At 44.3% G+C, this 19820-nt stretch carries 14 protein-coding genes; 13 read left to right on the forward strand and 1 reads right to left on the reverse strand.

From position 1 onward, the window contains the following. The first annotated feature begins 2 nt into the window (after positions 1 to 2). The 8 genes from dltC to STO1_RS00485 all read left to right on the forward strand — a co-directional run bounded on the left by dltC (position 3) and on the right by STO1_RS00485 (position 9520). On the forward strand, positions 3 to 242 hold the full coding sequence (gene dltC / locus STO1_RS00450; RefSeq protein WP_000351972.1) for a D-alanine--poly(phosphoribitol) ligase subunit DltC: 240 nt from the start codon (positions 3 to 5) through the stop codon (positions 240 to 242). Next, the gene (gene dltD, locus STO1_RS00455) at positions 235 to 1503 is read left to right on the forward strand and encodes a D-alanyl-lipoteichoic acid biosynthesis protein DltD (RefSeq protein WP_096421495.1); all 1269 of its coding nucleotides are present in this window, start codon (positions 235 to 237) and stop codon (positions 1501 to 1503) included. The genes dltC and dltD overlap by 8 nt, the downstream gene beginning before the upstream one ends. Positions 1504 to 1645: 142 nt before the next feature. Further along, positions 1646 to 3709 carry a cell surface ecto-5'-nucleotidase Nt5e gene (gene nt5e / locus STO1_RS00460; RefSeq protein WP_096421497.1) on the forward strand — a complete coding sequence of 688 codons (2064 nt, stop codon included), beginning with the start codon at positions 1646 to 1648 and terminating at the stop codon, positions 3707 to 3709. Between the two features lie 148 nt (positions 3710 to 3857). Beyond that, on the forward strand, positions 3858 to 4298 hold the full coding sequence (adcR, locus tag STO1_RS00465; RefSeq protein WP_001249328.1) for a zinc-dependent transcriptional regulator AdcR: 441 nt from the start codon (positions 3858 to 3860) through the stop codon (positions 4296 to 4298). Beyond that, a complete protein-coding gene (locus tag STO1_RS00470; RefSeq protein WP_001269483.1) occupies positions 4298 to 5002 on the forward strand; it encodes a metal ABC transporter ATP-binding protein in 705 nt (234 codons plus the stop codon). Before adcR ends, STO1_RS00470 begins: the two co-directional genes overlap by 1 nt. Further along, positions 4995 to 5801, forward strand: coding sequence for a metal ABC transporter permease (locus STO1_RS00475; protein WP_000950028.1), 807 nt, complete (start codon positions 4995 to 4997; stop codon positions 5799 to 5801). The genes STO1_RS00470 and STO1_RS00475 overlap by 8 nt, the downstream gene beginning before the upstream one ends. Before the next feature lie 9 nt (positions 5802 to 5810). Beyond that, positions 5811 to 7316, forward strand: a complete 1506-nt coding sequence (adcA, locus tag STO1_RS00480; protein WP_096421499.1) for a zinc ABC transporter substrate-binding lipoprotein AdcA — start codon at positions 5811 to 5813, stop codon at positions 7314 to 7316. 524 nt (positions 7317 to 7840) lie between these two features. Further along, positions 7841 to 9520, forward strand: a complete 1680-nt coding sequence (locus tag STO1_RS00485; RefSeq protein ID WP_172843658.1) for an alpha-L-fucosidase — start codon at positions 7841 to 7843, stop codon at positions 9518 to 9520. A gap of 36 nt (positions 9521 to 9556) precedes the next feature. On the opposite strand, the gene STO1_RS00490 is transcribed toward STO1_RS00485, so the two are convergent. Beyond that, the gene (locus tag STO1_RS00490) at positions 9557 to 11644 is read right to left on the reverse strand and encodes a GH92 family glycosyl hydrolase (protein WP_096421503.1); all 2088 of its coding nucleotides are present in this window, start codon (positions 11642 to 11644) and stop codon (positions 9557 to 9559) included. A 170-nt stretch (positions 11645 to 11814) separates the two neighbouring features. Between STO1_RS00490 and STO1_RS00495 the strand changes: the two genes are divergently transcribed. The 5 genes from STO1_RS00495 to STO1_RS00515 all read left to right on the forward strand — a co-directional run bounded on the left by STO1_RS00495 (position 11815) and on the right by STO1_RS00515 (position 19807). Beyond that, positions 11815 to 13095 (forward strand): glycoside hydrolase family 125 protein, encoded by a 1281-nt coding sequence (locus STO1_RS00495; protein ID WP_061588550.1) that lies wholly within the window; start codon positions 11815 to 11817, stop codon positions 13093 to 13095. 97 nt (positions 13096 to 13192) lie between these two features. Next, on the forward strand, positions 13193 to 15838 hold the full coding sequence (locus STO1_RS00500; protein ID WP_084939463.1) for an alpha-mannosidase: 2646 nt from the start codon (positions 13193 to 13195) through the stop codon (positions 15836 to 15838). Positions 15839 to 15933: 95 nt separating this feature from the next. After that, on the forward strand, positions 15934 to 16803 hold the full coding sequence (locus STO1_RS00505; RefSeq protein WP_096421505.1) for an ROK family protein: 870 nt from the start codon (positions 15934 to 15936) through the stop codon (positions 16801 to 16803). Then, the gene (locus tag STO1_RS00510; protein ID WP_007520893.1) at positions 16797 to 18677 is read left to right on the forward strand and encodes a beta-N-acetylhexosaminidase; all 1881 of its coding nucleotides are present in this window, start codon (positions 16797 to 16799) and stop codon (positions 18675 to 18677) included. The genes STO1_RS00505 and STO1_RS00510 overlap by 7 nt, the downstream gene beginning before the upstream one ends. Before the next feature lie 200 nt (positions 18678 to 18877). Beyond that, positions 18878 to 19807 carry an ABC transporter permease gene (locus STO1_RS00515; protein ID WP_000714584.1) on the forward strand — a complete coding sequence of 310 codons (930 nt, stop codon included), beginning with the start codon at positions 18878 to 18880 and terminating at the stop codon, positions 19805 to 19807. The last annotated feature ends 13 nt before the right edge of the window (positions 19808 to 19820 follow it).

A 19820-nucleotide genomic window follows, 5' to 3' on the forward strand; every position in this document is an offset into this window, starting at 1 on the left:
AAATGGATATCAAATCAGAAGTTATTGAAATTATTGATGAGTTGTTTATGGAAGATGTTTCTGACATGATGGACGAAGATCTTTTTGATGCCGGTGTCTTGGATAGCATGGGAACGGTTGAATTGATTGTTGAGATTGAAAACCGTTTTGACATTCGTGTTCCAGTGACGGAGTTCGGTCGTGATGACTGGAATACGGCTAATAAAATCGTAGAAGGTATTACGGAGTTGAAGAATGCTTAAACGCTTGTGGCTGATCTTCGGGCCTATCTTCATTGCTGGATTTTTGGTTCTTCTACTCATCTTTTTTTATCCAAGTACAACAAGCCATAATCTGACGGAGGAGAAATACTCCGCGGCTTCTATTAGTACAGAGAGCTTTAAGGAGAGAAGTCAAAAAGTGAGGGCTCTTACGGATCCAAATATGCGTTTTATTCCTTTTCTAGGGTCCAGTGAATGGATTCGATTTGATAGTGTCCATCCAGCTGTTTTAGCGGAAAAATACCATCGTCCCTATCGTCCTTACTTTCTAGGTCAAGCAGGAGCAGCCTCTCTAAATCAATATTTTGGTCTACAGCAAATTTTGCCAGAAATAGAGAATAAGCAGGCGGTATTTGTGATTTCGCCTCAGTGGTTTACGGAGACAGATTATGAACCCGCAGCGTTTCAGAGATTTTTTAACAGTGACCAATTGACAGCTTTTTTGGAAAATCAATCTGGTGATATTGCTGCAAAGCATGCGGCTATTCGATTGTTAAAGCAGAATCCTAATGTTGCATTAAAAGGCATTGTTCAAAAACTGTCAAAGGGTGAAGAATTATCAGAGGTTGATCAGGTTGCTATTGATATTTTTGCGCGATTCAATGAAAAGCAATCCGCTCTCTTTGGACAATTCTCCATTCGAGGAAAACTCAAGTACAAGGAACACGTGGAGAACTATTTAAAGGATCTTCCGGATCAATTTTCTTATGATGAGTTAGAAAAAATTGTTCGTAAGGACGCAGAAGCAAATACGACCAATAACGATATGGGGATGGAAAATCATTTCTATACGAGAGAGGTTAAAAAGGATTTAAAAAAATGGGAAGGGTATCAAAAAAATTACAACTTCCTCAAGTCCTCTGAGTACAATGATTTGCAGCTGGTCCTCAATCAATTTGCTAAGTCGAATGTCAATGTACTCTTTGTCATCCAGCCCGTTAACAAGAAGTGGATGGAGTACACAGGGCTCAGCGAAGAGATGTATCAACATGCAGTGGAGAAAATTCGTTACCAATTAGAAAGTCAGGGCTTTACCAATATTGCTGATTTTTCAAAAAATGGAGGAGATCCATATTTTGTTAAAGATACCATTCATCTAGGATGGTTGGGTTGGCTAGCTTTTGATAAGGTTGCCAATCCTTTCTTAACGGATCCAAAGCCAGCTCCAGACTACAAGATGAATAACCGCTTCTTTAGCAAGGACTGGGCGACCTATGATGGGAATATGAATGATTTCCAATAAAACCAGATAAAAGTTTGGGATTTGAACCCAAGCTTTTTTTGTTTAAATAGCGAATGTTTTAGATGAAAATAAGTCAAAAGTTTCAAATTTTCTAGAAATATCGTATAATATAAAGGAAAAAAGAAAAGAAAAGGATTTCAAAATGAATAAACGTTCTTTGTTACCTGTCTTATCGACAGCTCTATTAGCCCCAGCCTTTTTAGCTGGACAAGTATACGCTGAAGAAGCAACAACTCCTGCAGAAAGTTCAGCTGTTGTAGCAACTCCCGCCACGTCGGAGGCTCCTGCTCCTGTGTCGAACCCTGTAGCGTCAGCAACTCCAACAAACGAGGTAGAGACTCCAGCAACCGTTGCATCTGCAGAAGCTCCGTCAGCTCCTGCTGAATCTACTAAAAGCGAAGAAAAGGACACCGTTATCTTACACACCAATGATGTCCATGGTCGTATCGTAGAGGAAAAAGGAGTAATTGGAGATGCCAAGTTAGCGACTGTCATTGAGCAGGAACGTGCGAAATCAAATCAAAATACTCTGGTTGTTGATGCGGGAGACGCCTTCCAAGGTTTGCCGATTTCCAACTCTACGAAGGGTGAAGCGCGTGCTGAAATTCTCAATCAGATGCAGTATGATGCCATGGCAGTAGGAAACCATGAGTTTGACTTTGGCCTTGATGAAGTTAAAAAATACAAGGAAATCTTGAAATTCCCATTACTTAGCTCAAATACCTATGTCAATGGCGCTCGTCTTTTTGAAGCTTCTACAATTGTTGATAAAGATAAGACTGTGGAAGGTGATGAATTTGTTGTAATCGGTGTGACAACACCTGAAACCGCTACAAAAACCCACCCTAAAAACATTAAAGGGGTAACTTTTACAGATCCAATCTCTGAAGTCAATAAGGTCATCGAAGAAGTTCAAGCCAAGGCTCGTGCAGAAGGCAAGGACTACAAACACTATGTTGTGCTCGCTCACTTGGGTGTAGATACCACAACTCCAGTCGAGTGGCGTGGTTCAACCTTGGCAGAAGCTCTATCTAAAAATCCTCGTCTCAAAGGCAAACGTGTGACAGTTATTGATGGGCATTCTCATACAGTAGCTTCCACAACTTATGGCAACAATGTTACCTATAACCAAACAGGAAGTTACCTTCATAATGTTGGGAAAGTTATCTACAAATCACGTCAGCTTTTGGGGAATCCTACGTTGATTGCAGCTGCTGATGCCAAGAAATTGACTGCCAATCCAAAAGTTGAAAAACTAGTCAAAGACATTAAACAAAAATACGATGCTGAAAATGCAGTTGAGATTGTCTCAAACAGCCCTGTAGAACTAAACGGTGATCGTGAAAATGTTCGAGTTCGTGAAACCAACCTCGGAAACGTCGTAGCAGACTCCCTCTATCAGTATGGTCAAACAGGATTTAGCCATCCGACAGACATCGCTGTGACAAATGGTGGTGGCTTGCGTGAAACCATTGCAAAAGGCAAACCAATCACTAAAGGAAATGTCATTGCTGTTCTTCCATTTGGAAATACCATTTCACAAATCCAAGTGACGGGGCAACAAGTCTTAGATATGTTTGAAAAATCACTCGGATCTATCTTGCAGGTCGATAAGGATGGCAAGAAGGTCTTGGATGAGAACGGACAACCATTGCTAGAACCAAGTGGTGGCTTCTTGCAAGTTTCAGGTGTGAAGGTCTACTATGATACCAACCTACCATCAGGTAAACGTGTCTTGGCCATCCAGGTCAAAAACCGTACAACTGGTCGTTATGATCTCCTAGACCTCGCAAAAAACTACTATCTTGCAACCAATGATTTCTTAGCTGCAGGTGGTGATGGCTACACTATGTTGGGTGGCGCTCGTGAAGAAGGCCCATCTATGGATGCTGCCTTTGAAGAGTATCTGAAAACCGCTGATTTGACCCAGTATGAAAAGATTAATCCGAACTCACGGACGATTTCTGTGGATTCTACAACTTTTAGTCTGCCAGTAGAAACGCCTCAAACGAATGCAGCTGCTAGCGATGCGACTACGAATGTACCACTGACTTATGAGGTGGCAGGTCAATTTAGCAAGAAGGCAGTTGTCTCAGAAAAAGCTCTCCCAAATACAGGAAGTGAGCAATCCATCTTCTTGCTCTTGATGGGAATGGTAGCTGGTTTGGCAGGTATCTTATCGAGCCGAAAACCAAAGCTAAAATAGGTTAAATTTCACATCTAGAAGAGTCTAGGGAAACGTTTTTACGCCTTTTTCCCTTGACTCTTTTTTGGTTTATGATATAATTAACCAGTAAAGAATCGGTGGCTATCTATGTTTTTTTACTAAAAGATAGCTAGGGAAGGAGTAACACATGAGACAGCTTGCACAGGAAATCGATAACTTTTTAAACGAGGTGATCTTGAGATCTGAGAACCAGCATGAAATTCTGATTGGGCATTGCACAAGTGACGTAGCCTTGACCAATACTCAGGAACACATCCTCATGCTCCTGTCAGAAGAATCCTTAACCAACTCGGAGTTGGCTCGTCGTCTCAATGTCAGTCAGGCGGCAGTGACCAAGGCTATCAAGTCTTTGGTCAAAGAGGGTATGTTAGAGACATCCAGAGATCCAAAGGATGCGCGTGTGATTTTTTACCAACTGACAGAACTGGCTCGACCAGTGGCAGAGGAACACCACCATCATCATGAACACACGCTCTTAGCCTATGAACAAGTGGCAAGTCAGTTTACTCCAAATGAACAAGAAGTGATTCAGCGGTTTTTAACTGCTTTAGTAGGAGAAATCAAATAATGCGGTATATTACAGTAGAGGACTTGTCTTTCTATTATGACAAAGAGCCTGTCCTCGAGCACATCAACTATAGTGTTGATAGTGGGGAGTTTGTTACCCTGACTGGTGAAAATGGAGCTGCCAAGACGACGCTGATTAAGGCTAGTCTAGGCATCTTGCAGCCAAGATTTGGCAAGGTAACCATCTCAAAAACAAATACTCATGGGAAAAAGCTTAGGATAGCTTATCTTCCCCAGCAAATTGCCAGTTTTAATGCTGGCTTTCCAAGTACAGTTTATGAATTTGTCAAGTCGGGTCGCTATCCGCGAAAGGGTTGGTTTCGTCGTTTGAACGCCCATGATGAGGAGCATATCAAGGCCAGTCTAGACTCGGTTGGTATGTGGGAACATCGTGACAAACGAATTGGTTCCCTTTCGGGAGGGCAAAAGCAACGAGCAGTGATTGCCCGGATGTTTGCTTCTGACCCAGATATTTTTGTCTTGGATGAGCCGACGACAGGGATGGATGCGGGAAGCAAAAATGAATTTTACGAACTCATGCACCATAGTGCCCACCATCATGGCAAGGCTGTTTTGATGATTACCCATGATCCTGAGGAGGTTAAGGACTATGCGGATCGCAATATCCATCTAGTGCGCAATCAAGACTCGCCGTGGCGTTGTTTCAATGTTCACGAAAGCGACCAGGAGGTGGAACATGCTTAGTTTGTTATCTTATGATTTCATGCAGCGTGCCTTCTTGGCGGTCATTGCCATGAGTCTTTTTTCTCCAGTTCTTGGGACCTTCCTTATCTTACGTCGTCAGAGTTTGATGAGTGATACCCTCAGTCACGTTTCTCTGTCAGGGGTAGCCTTTGGTCTGGTTTTGGGAATTTCTCCAACTATTTCAACCATTGCTATCGTCTTGATCGCAGCGGTCTTTCTAGAGTATCTCCGGACAGTCTATAAGAACTTTATGGAAATCGGAACAGCTATCCTCATGTCAACAGGACTTGCAGTGTCTCTTATCGTGATGAGTAAGGGCAAAAGTTCTAGTTCCATGAGTTTGGACCAATATCTCTTTGGGTCTATTGTGACTATTAGCCAGGAGCAGGTGATGTTCCTCTTTGCCATTGCTGTGGTCGTTTTACTCTTGACTTTCTTGTTCTTGCGACCAATGTATATCCTGACTTTTGATGAGGACACGGCCTTTGTGGATGGCTTGCCAGTTCGTACCATGTCTATCCTCTTTAACATGGTGACAGGGGTGGCGATTGCCCTTATGATTCCAGCAGCAGGAGCCCTTTTGGTGTCGACCATTATGGTCTTACCGGCTAGTATTGCCCTGCGTCTGGGGAAAAACTTCAAATCCGTTATGTTGCTAGCCAGTGCTATAGGCTTTTTGGGAATGGTGGCAGGTCTCTATATTTCCTACTATGCGGAAACCCCTGCCAGCGCTAGTATTACCATTATCTTTGTAGCTGTCTTTTTGTTAGTCAGTCTACTGAAACGTTTTATCAAATAGGAGAATGAAATGAAAAAACTGAGCTTACTACTAGCTAGTCTATGTGCCTTGTTTTTAGTGGCTTGTTCCAATCAAAAGCAGGCAGATGGGAAGCTAAATATCGTGACAACCTTTTACCCTGTCTACGAATTTACCAAGCAAGTCGCAGGAGATACTGCTAATGTAGAACTTCTAATCGGTGCTGGTACAGAACCTCACGAATACGAACCGTCCGCCAAGGCAGTTGCTAAAATCCAAGACGCAGATACCTTCGTCTATGAAAATGAAAATATGGAAACTTGGGTTCCAAAATTGCTAGAATCCTTGGATAAGAAAAAAGTGAAAACTATCAAGGCGACAGGTGATATGTTACTTTTGCCAGGTGGTGAGGAAGAAGAGGGAGACCATGACCATGGAGAAGAAGGCCATCACCATGAGTACGATCCCCATGTTTGGTTATCACCAGTTCGTGCCATCAAACTAGTAGAACATATCCGTGACAGCTTGTCAGCAGATTATCCTGATAAAAAAGAGACTTTTGAGAAGAATGCGTCTGCCTATATCGAAAAATTGCAAGCCTTGGATAAGGCCTACACAGATGGCTTGTCTCAAGCTAAACAAAAGAGCTTTGTGACCCAGCACGCTGCCTTTAACTACCTTGCCTTGGACTACGGTCTCAAGCAAGTATCTATCTCAGGTCTCTCACCAGATGCAGAGCCATCAGCAGCACGTTTGGCAGAATTGACAGAGTACGTCAAGAAAAATAAAATCGCCTATATCTACTTTGAAGAGAATGCCTCTCAAGCCCTTGCTAATACCCTTTCCAAAGAGGCAGGTGTCAAAACAGATGTCCTCAATCCTTTAGAAAGTCTGACAGAAGAGGACACCAAGGCGGGAGAAAATTACATCTCTATCATGGAGAAAAACCTCAAGGCTTTGAAACAAACAACAGACCAAGAAGGACCAGAAATCGAGCCAGAGAAGGAAGAAAACACCAAAACAGTTCACAATGGTTACTTTGAGGATGCAGATGTCAAAGACCGCACCTTGAGTGACTATGCAGGTAACTGGCAGTCGGTCTATCCTTTCCTTGAGGATGGAACTTTTGATCAAGTCTTTGATTACAAGGCTAAGTTGACTGGCAAGATGACCAAAGATGAGTACAAGGCCTACTATAGAAAAGGCTATCAGACAGATGTGACTAAGATCAACATTACGGATAATACTATGGAATTTGTTCAAGGTGGACAAAGTAAGAAATTCACCTACAAGTATGTCGGCAAGAAAATTTTGACTTATAAGAAAGGCAATCGTGGGGTGCGCTTCCTTTTTGAAGCGACAGATGCGGACGCTGGACAGTTCAAGTATGTTCAGTTTAGTGACCACAATATCGCCCCAGTCAAGGCAGAACATTTCCATATCTTCTTTGGAGGTACTAGCCAAGAAGCCCTCTTTGAAGAGATGGACAACTGGCCAACCTACTACCCAGATAACCTATCTGGACAAGAAATCGCCCAAGAAATGTTGGCGCATTGATGCAAGAGAAGATCCCGCAAATCTGCGGGATTTTTTGCTAGAAATGATTAGGTTGTTAGGTATTATAGTATCACAGATGTACTGTTCACAATGTGATAAAGTAGTCATTTTCTACTGGCTGCTTCTCACTAGCTGGCGAATGCAAAAGCTACGATTGTACAAATTATAGAATCTTTTCAGGGGATTTAGGAAGGGAGCTTAGTCATATTGACGCTGCTATCGCTTTTTGTTATAGTCAAGGAGAGAGCGGTCTGGAACACTAGTTTATTCACAGTCTGTGGATAAGTCTAGGGGAAAATGATATATAATCCAGGGCGATGAAGCATCCTGATAATAGCTCCGTATGTTAGTGAATTTCTGGAAAGTTAGTATAAACCCTAGTACAGAGCTGTTTGATAAAGGTCTGTTTAGCGTGAAGGCTCCCAAGTCTAAGAGCTGGCTTCTGGAGAAGCTGATTTTTAGGCATGCTTTCTTATCCACAAATTGTGGATAACTTTGTGAACAAGAGAAAGAGATACGAGATGATGACGAAAATAAAACCGCATGGACCATTACCAAGTCAGGCCCAGCTAGCTTATTTAGAGGATGAACTAGCTGCCTTTATCCATTTTGGTCCCAATACCTTTTATGACCAGGAATGGGGAAGTGGGCAAGAGGATCCTATGCGTTTTAACCCGACCAAGTTGGATGCGCGTGAATGGGTTCGGGTGCTCAAAGAAACGGGTTTTAAAAAGCTGATTTTGGTGGTGAAGCATCATGATGGTTTTGTGCTCTACCCGACAGCACATACAGATTATTCGGTTAAGGCTAGCCCTTGGAGGGATGGAAAGGGGGACTTGCTCCTTGAGGTTTCCCAAGCTGTGACTGAGTTTGATATGGATATGGGAGTGTATTTATCTCCTTGGGATGCTCACAGTCCCCTCTATCACGTGGACCGAGAAGCGGATTACAATGCCTACTATCTGGCTCAATTGAAGGAAATCTTGTCAAATCCTGCCTATGGAAATGCTGGTAAGTTCGCTGAGGTGTGGATGGATGGTGCTCGAGGAGAAGGGGCTCAGAAGGTCAACTATGAGTTTGAGACTTGGTTTGAAACCATTCGTGACTTGCAGGGCGATTGTTTGATTTTCTCAACTGAGGGAACTAGTATTCGCTGGATTGGAAATGAACGAGGCTATGCAGGGGATCCCTTGTGGCAAAAAGTCAAGCCAGACCAGTTGGGGACAGAGGCGGAATTAGATTATCTACAGCACGGAGATCCCTTGGGGACGCTATTTTCAATCGGTGAGGCAGATGTTTCTCTTCGGTCAGGCTGGTTTTACCATGAGGATCAGGATTCCAAATCTCTCGAGGAATTGGTCGAAATCTACTTTCACTCGGTAGGGCGGGGAACTCCACTCTTGCTTAATATCCCACCGAACCAAGATGGCCTCTTTGATGAAAAGGATATCCAGCGTCTCTATGAATTTGCTGCCTACCGTGACGAGCTATATAAAGAAGATTTGGCTTTGGGAGGCACGGTATCTGGCCCTGCTCTATCACCAGACTTTGCCTGTTCTCATCTGACAGATGGGCTAGAGACCAGTTCATGGGCAAGTGATGCAGAGTTGCCAATCCAATTAGAGCTTGATTTAGGTGCACCTAAAGCTTTTGATGTGATTGAGTTAAGAGAAGATTTGAATTTGGGGCAACGTATAGCTGCTTTCCATGTTCAGGTAGAGCTGGATGGTGTCTGGCAGGAGTTTGAATCCGGCTATACTGTTGGCTATAAACGCCTTTTGCGAGGATCCATGGTAGAGGCTCAGAAGGTGCGTGTGATCATTACAGAGGCACAGGCTTTGCCTTTGTTGACCAAGATTTCACTCTATAAAACACCTACCTTGTCGAAAAAAGAAGCTGTTCAACAGTTAGAGTTTTCAGAAAAAAGTCTAGTTGTGACCAAGGGAGAAAATGTCCACTTTACAGTGAAGCGAAGAGAATCTAGCAGTCCTTTAGAAGCTAAGATTTCGATTCAACCAGGGACGGGTGTGCATGGTGTTGCTTATCGGGACGAGATTCAAGTCCTTGCGTTTCAAGTTGGCGAGACTGAAAAAAAGCTGACGCTACCAACCTTGTATTTTGCAGGCGATAAAAACTTAGATTTTTATCTAAATCTGACGGTAGATAGGCAGCTGGTTGACCAGCTTCAGGTCCAAGTTTCATAAAAGAAGAACCTTTGCGCGATGCAAAGGTTCTTTTGGTTAGGAGTGATTTGGTAGCCAGCTGAGGGTGAAGGTCAGTTGCTCAGCTTTCAAGAGGTCTTGGTGTTGAATGCTAGATACAGGAGCCTTGTCCAATCGGCATTCTTTGACAAAGTTGAAATGGCTGTGGTTTTGCTCGGCATGGATATCCAGCCATTTATTTTCCTTGGCTAGGTAGATACGGAGGTGGTCAAAGAGAGGAATTCCGAGATCGTAACTTGGCTTGCCCGGACAGATCGGGTAGAATCCAAGAGCTGACCAGATGTACCAAGCAGAGAGACTGCCATTGTCCTCATCGCCAGGATAGGCTTCCCAGCTGGGGTGAAAGGCTTTCTGACGCAAGGTTTTGATGAGTAGAGCAGTGTAGTCAGGGTAGTCGCTGTAGCGGAAGAGATAAGGGATGTGGAAGCTCGGTTGGTTGGAAATGGCGATTTGCCCAAAAGGAGCGGTAGCCATCTCGCTCATCTCGTGAATCTCGTAACCATAACCAGTTGTTTCAAATAGAGGAGCATCTTGACAGATTTTCAAAAGGTAGCGGCTAAAGTTTTCCTTTCCACCCATCAGTTGACGCAAACCTGGGATGTCATGTAAGACGCCTAAAGTCGCTTGAATAGCAGAACATTCGGCGTAGTCACGTCCCCAACTATAAGGAGAGAAGTCTGGTCGGAAGTTGCCTTGACTATCTCGCGCTCTCATGTAGCCCGTCTCGGCGTCAAAGAGATGGCGGTAATTCTGCGATGCGACCTTATAAGTTTGGGCGATGTCATTTTGACCAAGCTTTTCGGAACAGCTGGCGATACAAAAGTCGCTATAGGCATAGTCAAGGGTGTGGCTGACGCTTTCGTGGTGGTCGGTTGAAAGATAACCTAATTCTTGGTATTGAGCTAAACCGTGGCGACCGTTGATGCCAAGAGGATCAGACTTGGTGGCTGTCTCCAGCATGGCTTGGAGGAGTTCTTCTTCCAAGTCGGGGGCCATTTCCTTGCAGGCGCTATCTGCGATAATGCCGTCTAAAAGAGTGCCAGGCATCATGCCGCGTTCATCTGGGGCTAGCCATTTTGGAAGAAAACCAGTATCGCGGTAGCTATTGAGGAAACCTTCTAGAAAGCGGTGATAGTGTTCTGGTATGATAAGGGCAAAGAGGGGGAAGGTGGTGCGGAAGGTATCCCAGAAACCATTGTTGCTAAAGAGAACACCAGGTTTGATAGTGCCAGTAGAAAAATCCATGTGGATGGCCTGCCCTGACTCGTTCACCTCATAAAATGTCTGTGGGAAGAGGAAAAGTCTGTAGAGGCAGTGATCAAAAAAGGTTCGGTCGGCTTCCCCTGTCTCCACGATATCAAAACGATGGAGGAGATTTTTCCAATCCGCTTGGGCCCTTGATTTACAGTTATTAAAATCTTCTTGAGGTAGATTAAGCAGTGCTTGAGAAGGGGAGATGAAAGAAGTCCCTAGCTGAATCTTGGCATGACTATCTGCGAGGTCAATTCGCCAGTCTCCACTTTCTTGGCTCATAGCAAGAATATCCGTATTCATTTGTAGAGCAGTAAAGAGTATCAGCGGATTTTTATTGGTCTCTGTTTCGCCCTCTTGTCTTAGGGCCAGAGTCCGCTTATCTACTTGCTTGACTGTCAAGTCATCTGCTGTGTGAAGATAGAGGGATAGGGCCTTGCCTTGCTTTTGCTCCAAACGAATAGAAGCGCCATAGCAAGTCGGTGTGAGCTGGATTTCAATCTGAAAGCGCAGGGAGAAAATCTTCAGATAATGAGGTTGGAAAGAGGCCTTATCCATATCATAGGAGGATTGACGGTGAAAGAGGCTATCTCCCCCAAGCTGGCCGGTGACAGGTGTCAGAAGGAGCCAAGAGTAGTCCCCAATCCAAGGACTGGGCTGATGGGTTAATCGAATTCCCTGAAAAATGGGCAGATGCGGATCGAAAAACCAAGCTCCCTCATGGTCACTGGTCTGGGGTACAAAATAATTCATCCCAAAAGGGACGCCTGTGTAGGGCAGGGTATTTCCCCGAGAAAAGGCATGCTTGCTAGCAGTACCAAAGCGGGTATCGATGGTTTCAAGTAGTGGTTTCATGGTATTTCCTTTAGCTGTTTTTCTACATTATATCAGAAAAATGAGACCTTTAGATATGGGGTTCGAAAGTAAGCAATTTTGTAGAAAAATGACTATCATTTGTGTATGTATTTTCTGTCTCAAAAACTATATACTGAACATGAAACTTGTTTGAAAGAGGAAACTGCACGATGATTTATTCGAAAGAAATTGTTAGAGAATGGCTAGACGAAGTAGCGGAGCGGGCTAAGGACCATCCGGAGTGGGTGGATGTCTTCGAGCGTTGCTACACAGACACCTTAGACAATACAGTTGAGATATTGGAAGATGGTTCAACTTTTGTGCTCACAGGAGACATTCCCGCCATGTGGCTTCGTGACTCGACTGCCCAGCTTAGACCCTACCTTCATGTGGCTAAGAGAGATGCTCTTTTGCGCCAGACAATCGCTGGTTTGGTCAAGCGTCAGATGACCTTGGTGCTCAAGGATCCTTATGCCAACTCCTTTAACATTGAGGAAAACTGGAAGGGCCACCATGAGACTGACCACACGGACCTTAATGGCTGGATTTGGGAACGCAAGTATGAGGTGGACTCGCTTTGCTATCCTTTGCAGTTGGCTTATCTCCTTTGGAAAGAGACTGGTGAGACCAGTCAGTTTGATGACACTTTTGTCGCTGCGACCAAGGAAATCCTTCATCTCTGGACAGTAGAGCAGGACCACAACAACTCTCCATATCGTTTTGTCCGCGATACGGACCGCAGGGAAGATACTCTGGTAAATGATGGTTTTGGACCTGACTTTGCCGTGACAGGAATGACCTGGTCAGCTTTTCGTCCGAGTGATGACTGCTGCCAGTATAGCTATTTGATTCCGTCAAATATGTTTGCCGTAGTCGTCTTGGGGTATGTGCAAGAAATATTTGCAGAACTAGACATAGCTGATAGCCAAAACATCATGGCAGACGCTAAACGCCTGCAAGCAGAGATCCAAGAAGGTATTGAAAACTATGCCTACACCACCAACAGTAAGGGCGAAAAGATTTACGCCTTTGAAGTGGATGGCCTAGGAAATGCTAGCATCATGGATGATCCAAACGTCCCAAGTCTACTGGCTGCTCCCTATCTTGGTTACTGCCATGTGAATGACGAAGTGTATCAAGCGACTCGTCGTACCATTCTGAGCCCTGAAAATCCCTACTTCTACCAAGGAGAATACGCTAGCGGTCTCGGAAGTTCTCATACCTTCTATCGCTATATCTGGCCAATCGCCCTTTCTATCCAAGGCTTGACGACAACAGACAAGGCGGAGAAGAAATTCTTGCTCGATCAGCTCGTTGCCTGCGATGGTGGGACAGGTGTCATGCATGAAAGCTTCCACGTGGATGACCCAACACTTTACTCTCGTGAATGGTTCTCTTGGGCCAACATGATGTTCTGTGAGTTGGTACTGGATTACTTGGATATACGTTAAGGAGCATGCTTTCGCTCAATTGATTCTAGGAAAGAATCACAAATTCACGTTTAAAACGTTAAAAATAAAAATTTAAGTTAGAATGAGGTTTTACTTCATGGAAAATGTTGTTGTACATATTATTTCTCACAGCCACTGGGATCGTGAGTGGTATCTACCTTTTGAAAGCCACCGTATGCAGTTGGTGGAATTATTTGATAATCTTTTTGACCTTTTTGAAAATGACCCTGAGTTCAAGAGTTTCCACTTGGATGGACAAACTATTGTCCTAGATGACTACTTGGAAATTCGCCCTGAAAATCGCGACAAAGTCCAACGTTACATTGACGAAGGCAAACTCAAAATTGGTCCCTTTTACATCTTGCAGGATGATTACTTGATTTCAAGTGAAGCCAACGTCCGCAATACCTTGATTGGTCAAGCAGAATGTGCAAAATGGGGCAAATCCACTCAGATTGGTTACTTCCCAGATACCTTTGGAAATATGGGGCAAGCTCCCCAAATCCTTCAAAAATCAGGTATTCACGTGGCAGCTTTTGGGCGTGGTGTGAAGCCGATTGGATTTGACAACCAAGTCCTCGAAGATGAGCAGTTTACTTCCCAATTTTCAGAAATGTACTGGCAGGGTGCGGACGGAAGTCGTGTCCTCGGTATCCTCTTTGCCAACTGGTATAGTAATGGGAATGAAATCCCAGTTGATAAGGATGAGGCCCTGACTTTCTGGAGACAAAAATTGTCAGACGTACGTGACTATGCTTCGACCAACCAATGGTTGATGATGAACGGCTGTGACCACCAGCCTGTACAGCGAAATCTGAGCGAAGCCATTCGTGTGGCAAATGAACTCTTCCCAGATGTAACCTTTGTGCATAGTTCCTTTGATGACTATGTCCATGCAGTAGAAAGTGCCCTACCGGAGCAGTTATCTACGGTTACAGGTGAGTTGACGAGTCAAGAAACAGATGGTTGGTACACGCTTGCCAACACTTCCTCATCACGGATTTACCTTAAACAAGCCTTCCAAGAAAATAGTAACCTGCTAGAACAAGTGGTGGAGCCATTAACTGTCATCACTGGTGGGCACAACCATAAGGACCAGTTGACCTATGCTTGGAAAGTTCTTCTACAAAATGCGCCACATGACAGTATCTGTGGCTGTAGCGTGGACGAGGTTCACCGTGAGATGGAGACACGTTTTGCCAAGGTCAACCAAGTCGGAAACTTTGTGAAAACTAACCTTCTCAACGAGTGGAAGGGTAAAATCGCAACCCATGAAGCCCAAAGCGACCATCTCTTTACGGTTATCAATACAGGCTTGCATGATAAGGTTGATACGGTCAGCACAGTGATTGATGTGGCGACTTGTGATTTCAAAGAATTGCACCCAACAGAAGGCTATAAGAAGATGGCAGCCTTGACCTTGCCAAGCTACCGTGTTGAAGACTTGGAAGGACATGCTGTAGAAGCGAAAATCGAAGATTTGGGAGCTAATTTTGAGTATGATTTACCAAAAGACAAGTTCCGTCAGGCTCGTATTGCTCGACAAGTGCGCGTGACAGTCCCTGTTCATCTAGCACCTCTCTCTTGGACAACCTTCCAATTGCTTGAAGGAGAACAAGAACACCGTGACGGTATTTACCAAAATGGAGTGATTGATACGCCATTTGTAACGGTCAGTGTGGATGAAAACATCACGGTCTACGACAAGACAACTCATGAAGCTTATGAAGATGTTATTCGCTTTGAAGACCGTGGTGACATTGGAAATGAGTACATCTACTTCCAACCAAAAGGAACAGAGCCTATCTACGCAGAACTCAAAGGCTATGAGGTCTTGGAAAATACAGCACGTTTTGCCAAGATTTTGCTCAAGCATGAATTGACAATTCCAGTAAGTGCAGACGAAAAACTGGATGCGGAACAAAGAGGCATCATCGAGTTTATGACGCGTGAAGCTGGGCGCTCAGAAGAATTGACAAGCGTTCTTCTTGAAACAGAGATGACCGTCTTTGTTGACAATCCACAAATTCGTTTCAAGACTCGCTTTACTAACACAGCCAAGGACCACCGTATCCGTCTCTTGGTCAAGACTCATAACACACGTCCAAGCAATGACTCTGAAAGCATCTATGAGGTGGTGACACGACCAAATAAACCAGCTGCTTCTTGGGAAAATCCTGAAAATCCTCAACACCAACAAGCCTTTGTCAGTCTGTATGATGATGAAAAAGGGGTGACAGTGGCTAATAAAGGATTGCACGAGTATGAAATCCTTGGAGACGACACCATTGCAGTGACCATTTTGCGTGCATCAGGTGAGTTAGGTGACTGGGGTTACTTCCCAACACCAGAAGCTCAGTGCTTGCGTGAGTTTGAAGTTGAGTTTACACTTGAATGCCACCAAGCAGGGGAACGTTTCTCAGCTTTCCGTCGTGCCAAAGCCTTCCAAACACCATTCACTAGTCTTCAGGTTGCTAAACAAGAAGGAAGTGTTGCTGCGACTGGTAGCCTCTTGAGTCATGCGGCACTCAGCTTGCCACAAGTCTGCCCGACAGCCTTTAAGGTAGCTGAAAATGAAGAAGGATATGTACTTCGTTACTACAATATGAGCCAAGAAAATGTGCGCATATCTGAACACCAACAAACCATTCTTGACTTACTTGAGCGACCATATCCCGTTCATTCAGGACTATTGGCTCCACAAGAAATTCGTACAGAATTGATTAAAAAAGAAGAAATCTAAGATTTGAAAGTGTTTGATAACTAATAATAAGAGATAGAAAGGAGGGGCGAAAGAGTAAGGATTGACTACTGATTCGCCCCTTTTTTGGTGAAAATATGACCATTGCAACGATTGATATCGGAGGGACTGGGATTAAGTTTGCCAGTCTGACTCCTGATGGAAAAATACTAGATAAGACAAGTACACCGACACCAGAAAACTTGGAGGATTTACTGACTTGGCTAGACAAATGCTTGTCAGAGCAAGATTATAAGGGCATTGCTATGAGCGTTCCAGGCGCGGTCAATCAAGAAACAGGTGTAATTGAGGGAATCAGTGCCGTACCTTACATCCATGGCTTTTCTTGGTATGAGGCTCTTGCTCATCATCAGCTACCTGTCCATCTAGAAAATGATGCCAACTGTGTTGGACTTAGTGAATTGCTGGCTCACCCAGAGATTGAAAATGCAGCCTGTGTCGTGATTGGGACAGGAATTGGCGGAGCTATGATTATCAATGGTAGGCTTCACCGAGGGCGACACGGCTTGGGGGGAGAGTTTGGCTACATGACAACCATTGCCCCAGCAGAAAAGCTCAATAACTGGTCGCAACTAGCTTCTACAGGGAACATGGTGCGATACGTGATTGAAAAATCTGGTCAGACTGACTGGGACGGACGCAAGGTTTACCAAGAGGCCGCAGCTGGCAATGTTCTTTGTCAAGAAGCCATTGAGCGTATGAACCGCAATCTGGCTCAAGGCTTGCTCAATATCCAGTATCTCATCGATCCAGATGTCATTAGCCTAGGTGGCTCCATCAGCCAAAACCCTGATTTTATTCAAGGTGTCAAGAAGGCTGTCGGTAACTTTGTCGATACCTACGAAGAATACACGGTCGCACCTGTTATCCAAGCTTGCACCTATCATGCAGATGCCAATCTCTACGGTGCCCTTGTCAACTGGCTACAGGAGGAAAACCAATGGTAAGATTTACAGGACTTAGTCCCAAACAAGCGCAAGCTATTGAGGTTTTAAAAAGTCACATTTCCCTACCAGATGTGGAAGTGGCAGTCACTCAGTCTGATCAAGCCTCTATTTCTATCAAGGGTGAAAGCGAATACTATCAACTAACCTATCGCAAACCTCACCAACTCTACCGCGCCTTGTCCTTGTTGGCAACGGCTCTAGCAGAAGCTGACAAAGTAGAGATTGAGGAGCAGGCGGCTTATGAAGATTTAGCCTACATGGCAGACTGTTCCCGCAATGCGGTGCTGAATGTGGCTTCTGCCAAGCAGATGATTGAAGTCTTGGCTCTCATGGGTTACTCGACCTTCGAGCTCTACATGGAAGACACCTACCAGATTGAGGGGCAGCCATACTTTGGTTATTTCCGTGGAGCCTATTCGGCTGAAGAGTTGCAGGAAATCGAAGCCTATGCCCAGCAGTTTGACATGACCTTTGTGCCTTGCATCCAGACCTTGGCCCACTTGTCAGCCTTCGTCAAATGGGGTGTCAAAGAAGTGCAGGAACTTCGTGATGTGGAGGACATTCTCCTCATCGGAGAAGAAAAGGTGTATGACCTGATTGATGGCATGTTTGCCACTCTATCTAAACTGCAGACTCGCAAGGTCAATATCGGGATGGACGAGGCTCACTTGGTTGGTTTGGGGCGCTACCTCATCTTGAACGGCGTTGTGGACCGTAGTCTCCTTATGTGCCAACACTTGGAGCGTGTACTGGATATTGCTGACAAGTATGGTTTCCACTGTCAGATGTGGAGCGATATGTTCTTTAAGCTCATGTCAGCGGATGGCCAGTATGACCGTGACGTGGAGATTCCAGAGGAAACTCGTATCTACCTAGACCGTCTAAAAGACCGTGTAACCTTGGTTTACTGGGATTATTATCAGGATAGCGAGGAAAAATACAATCGCAATTTCCGCAATCACCACAAGATTAGCCAAGATATTGCCTTTGCAGGCGGAGCTTGGAAGTGGATCGGTTTTACGCCCAACAACCATTTCAGCCGTCTCATCGCTATGGAGGCCAACAAAGCCTGTCGTGCCAATCAAATCAAAGAAGTCATCGTGACGGGTTGGGGGGATAACGGTGGCGAGACAGCCCAGTTTTCTATCCTACCCAGCTTGCAAATCTGGGCAGAACTCAGCTACCGCAATGACCTAGACCGTTTGTCTGCACACTTCAAGACCAATACAGGTCTATCGGTTGAGGACTTTATGCAGATTGATCTAGCCAACCTCTTGCCAGATCTACCAGGCAATCTCAGTGGTATCAATCCCAACCGCTATGTCTTTTATCAGGATGTTCTTTGCCCGATTCTTGATAGACACATGACACCTGAACAGGACAAACCGCACTTCGCTCAGGCCGCTGAAACGCTTGCTGCTATCAAAGAAAAAGCTGGTGACTACTCTTATCTCTTTGAAACTCAGGCTCAATTGAACCAGATTTTAAGCAGTAAAGTGGATGTGGGACGACGTATCCGTCAGGCCTACCAAGTAAACGATAAAGAAGGTCTGCAAGAAATCGCCAGACAAGAATTACCAAAACTCAGAAGCGAGATTGAAAACTTCCATGCTCTCTTTAGTCACCAATGGTTGAAAGAAAATAAGGTCTTTGGCTTGGATACAGTCGATATCCGTATGGGCGGACTCTTGCAACGTATCAAGCGAGCAGAAAGCCGTATCGAAGCCTATCTGTCTGATCAGATTGACCGCATCGAAGAATTAGAAGTTGAGATCTTACCATTTACTGACTTCTACGCAGACAAGGATTTCACAGCAACTACAGCCAATCAGTGGCACACTATTGCGACCGCATCGACGATTTATACGACTTAAAGGTCTTTTTTCCGAGTCAGAGTGTTTCTCGTGAAACCTATTTCTTATAAAAAACTTCTCCACAAAAAATAATTTGTGGAGTTTTTTCTATAATTAGTAGTTTAACCTGACCTTCAAATAGGAGTATACTAATAATGTAATCGTTATCAAACCTAAAAATTCGATGAAATCAGTTTTTAGGAATAAAAAGGGAGGAAATTATGAAAAAGTTTTCAAAGACCTTGAGAGATAACTGGATCTTTCTCTTGATGGTTTTACCAGGGGCACTCTGGTTGATTCTATTCTTTTACATTCCAGTATTTGGGAATGTGGTCGCCTTTAAAGACTACCATATGACCAGTAATGGTTTCATAGATAGTATTGTGAATAGTAAATGGGTCGGGTTAGATAATTTCAGATTCTTGTTTAGTTCAAAAGATGCCTTTATCATCACTCGAAATACCGTTCTTTATAATCTCGGCTTTATCTTTATCGGTTTGATTGTATCAGTAGGGATTGCCATCATCCTCAGCGAGCTTCGCTCTAAGAGAATGGTTAAGATTTTCCAAACGTCTATGTTGTTCCCTTACTTCCTGTCATGGGTTATCATCAGTTTCTTTACAGATGCCTTCCTAAACATTGACAAAGGGGTCTTCAACCATTTCCTAACATCCATTGGCATGAAGGAAGTCAACTTCTACGCTGACTTAGGCATTTGGCCATACCTTCTCCTTTTCCTAGGTATTTGGAAAGGCTTTGGATATAGCAGTGTCATGTACTATGCGACGATCATGGGGATTGACCCAACCTACTATGAAGCAGCAACAGTGGACGGGGCTAGCAAGTGGCAACGCATTCGCAACGTAACCATTCCTCAGTTGACTCCACTTGTGACAGTTTTGACCATTCTTGCAGTCGGAAATATCTTCCGTGCAGACTTTGGTCTCTTCTATCAAATCCCGCACAATGCTGGTCAGCTTTACAATGTAACTAACGTTTTGGACGTATATGTCTTTAATGGTTTGACTCAGACTGCAGATATCGGTATGGCTTCAGCAGCCGGTCTTTACCAATCCGTTGTCGGTTTGATACTGGTTATCCTATCAAACTTGCTTGCAAGACGAGTCGATCCAAACTCAGCTTTATTCTAGAAAGGAGGAGAAT

Origin of the sequence: Streptococcus oralis subsp. tigurinus (assembly GCF_002356415.1) — a bacterium.
GTDB classification, from domain to species: domain Bacteria; phylum Bacillota; class Bacilli; order Lactobacillales; family Streptococcaceae; genus Streptococcus; species Streptococcus oralis_F.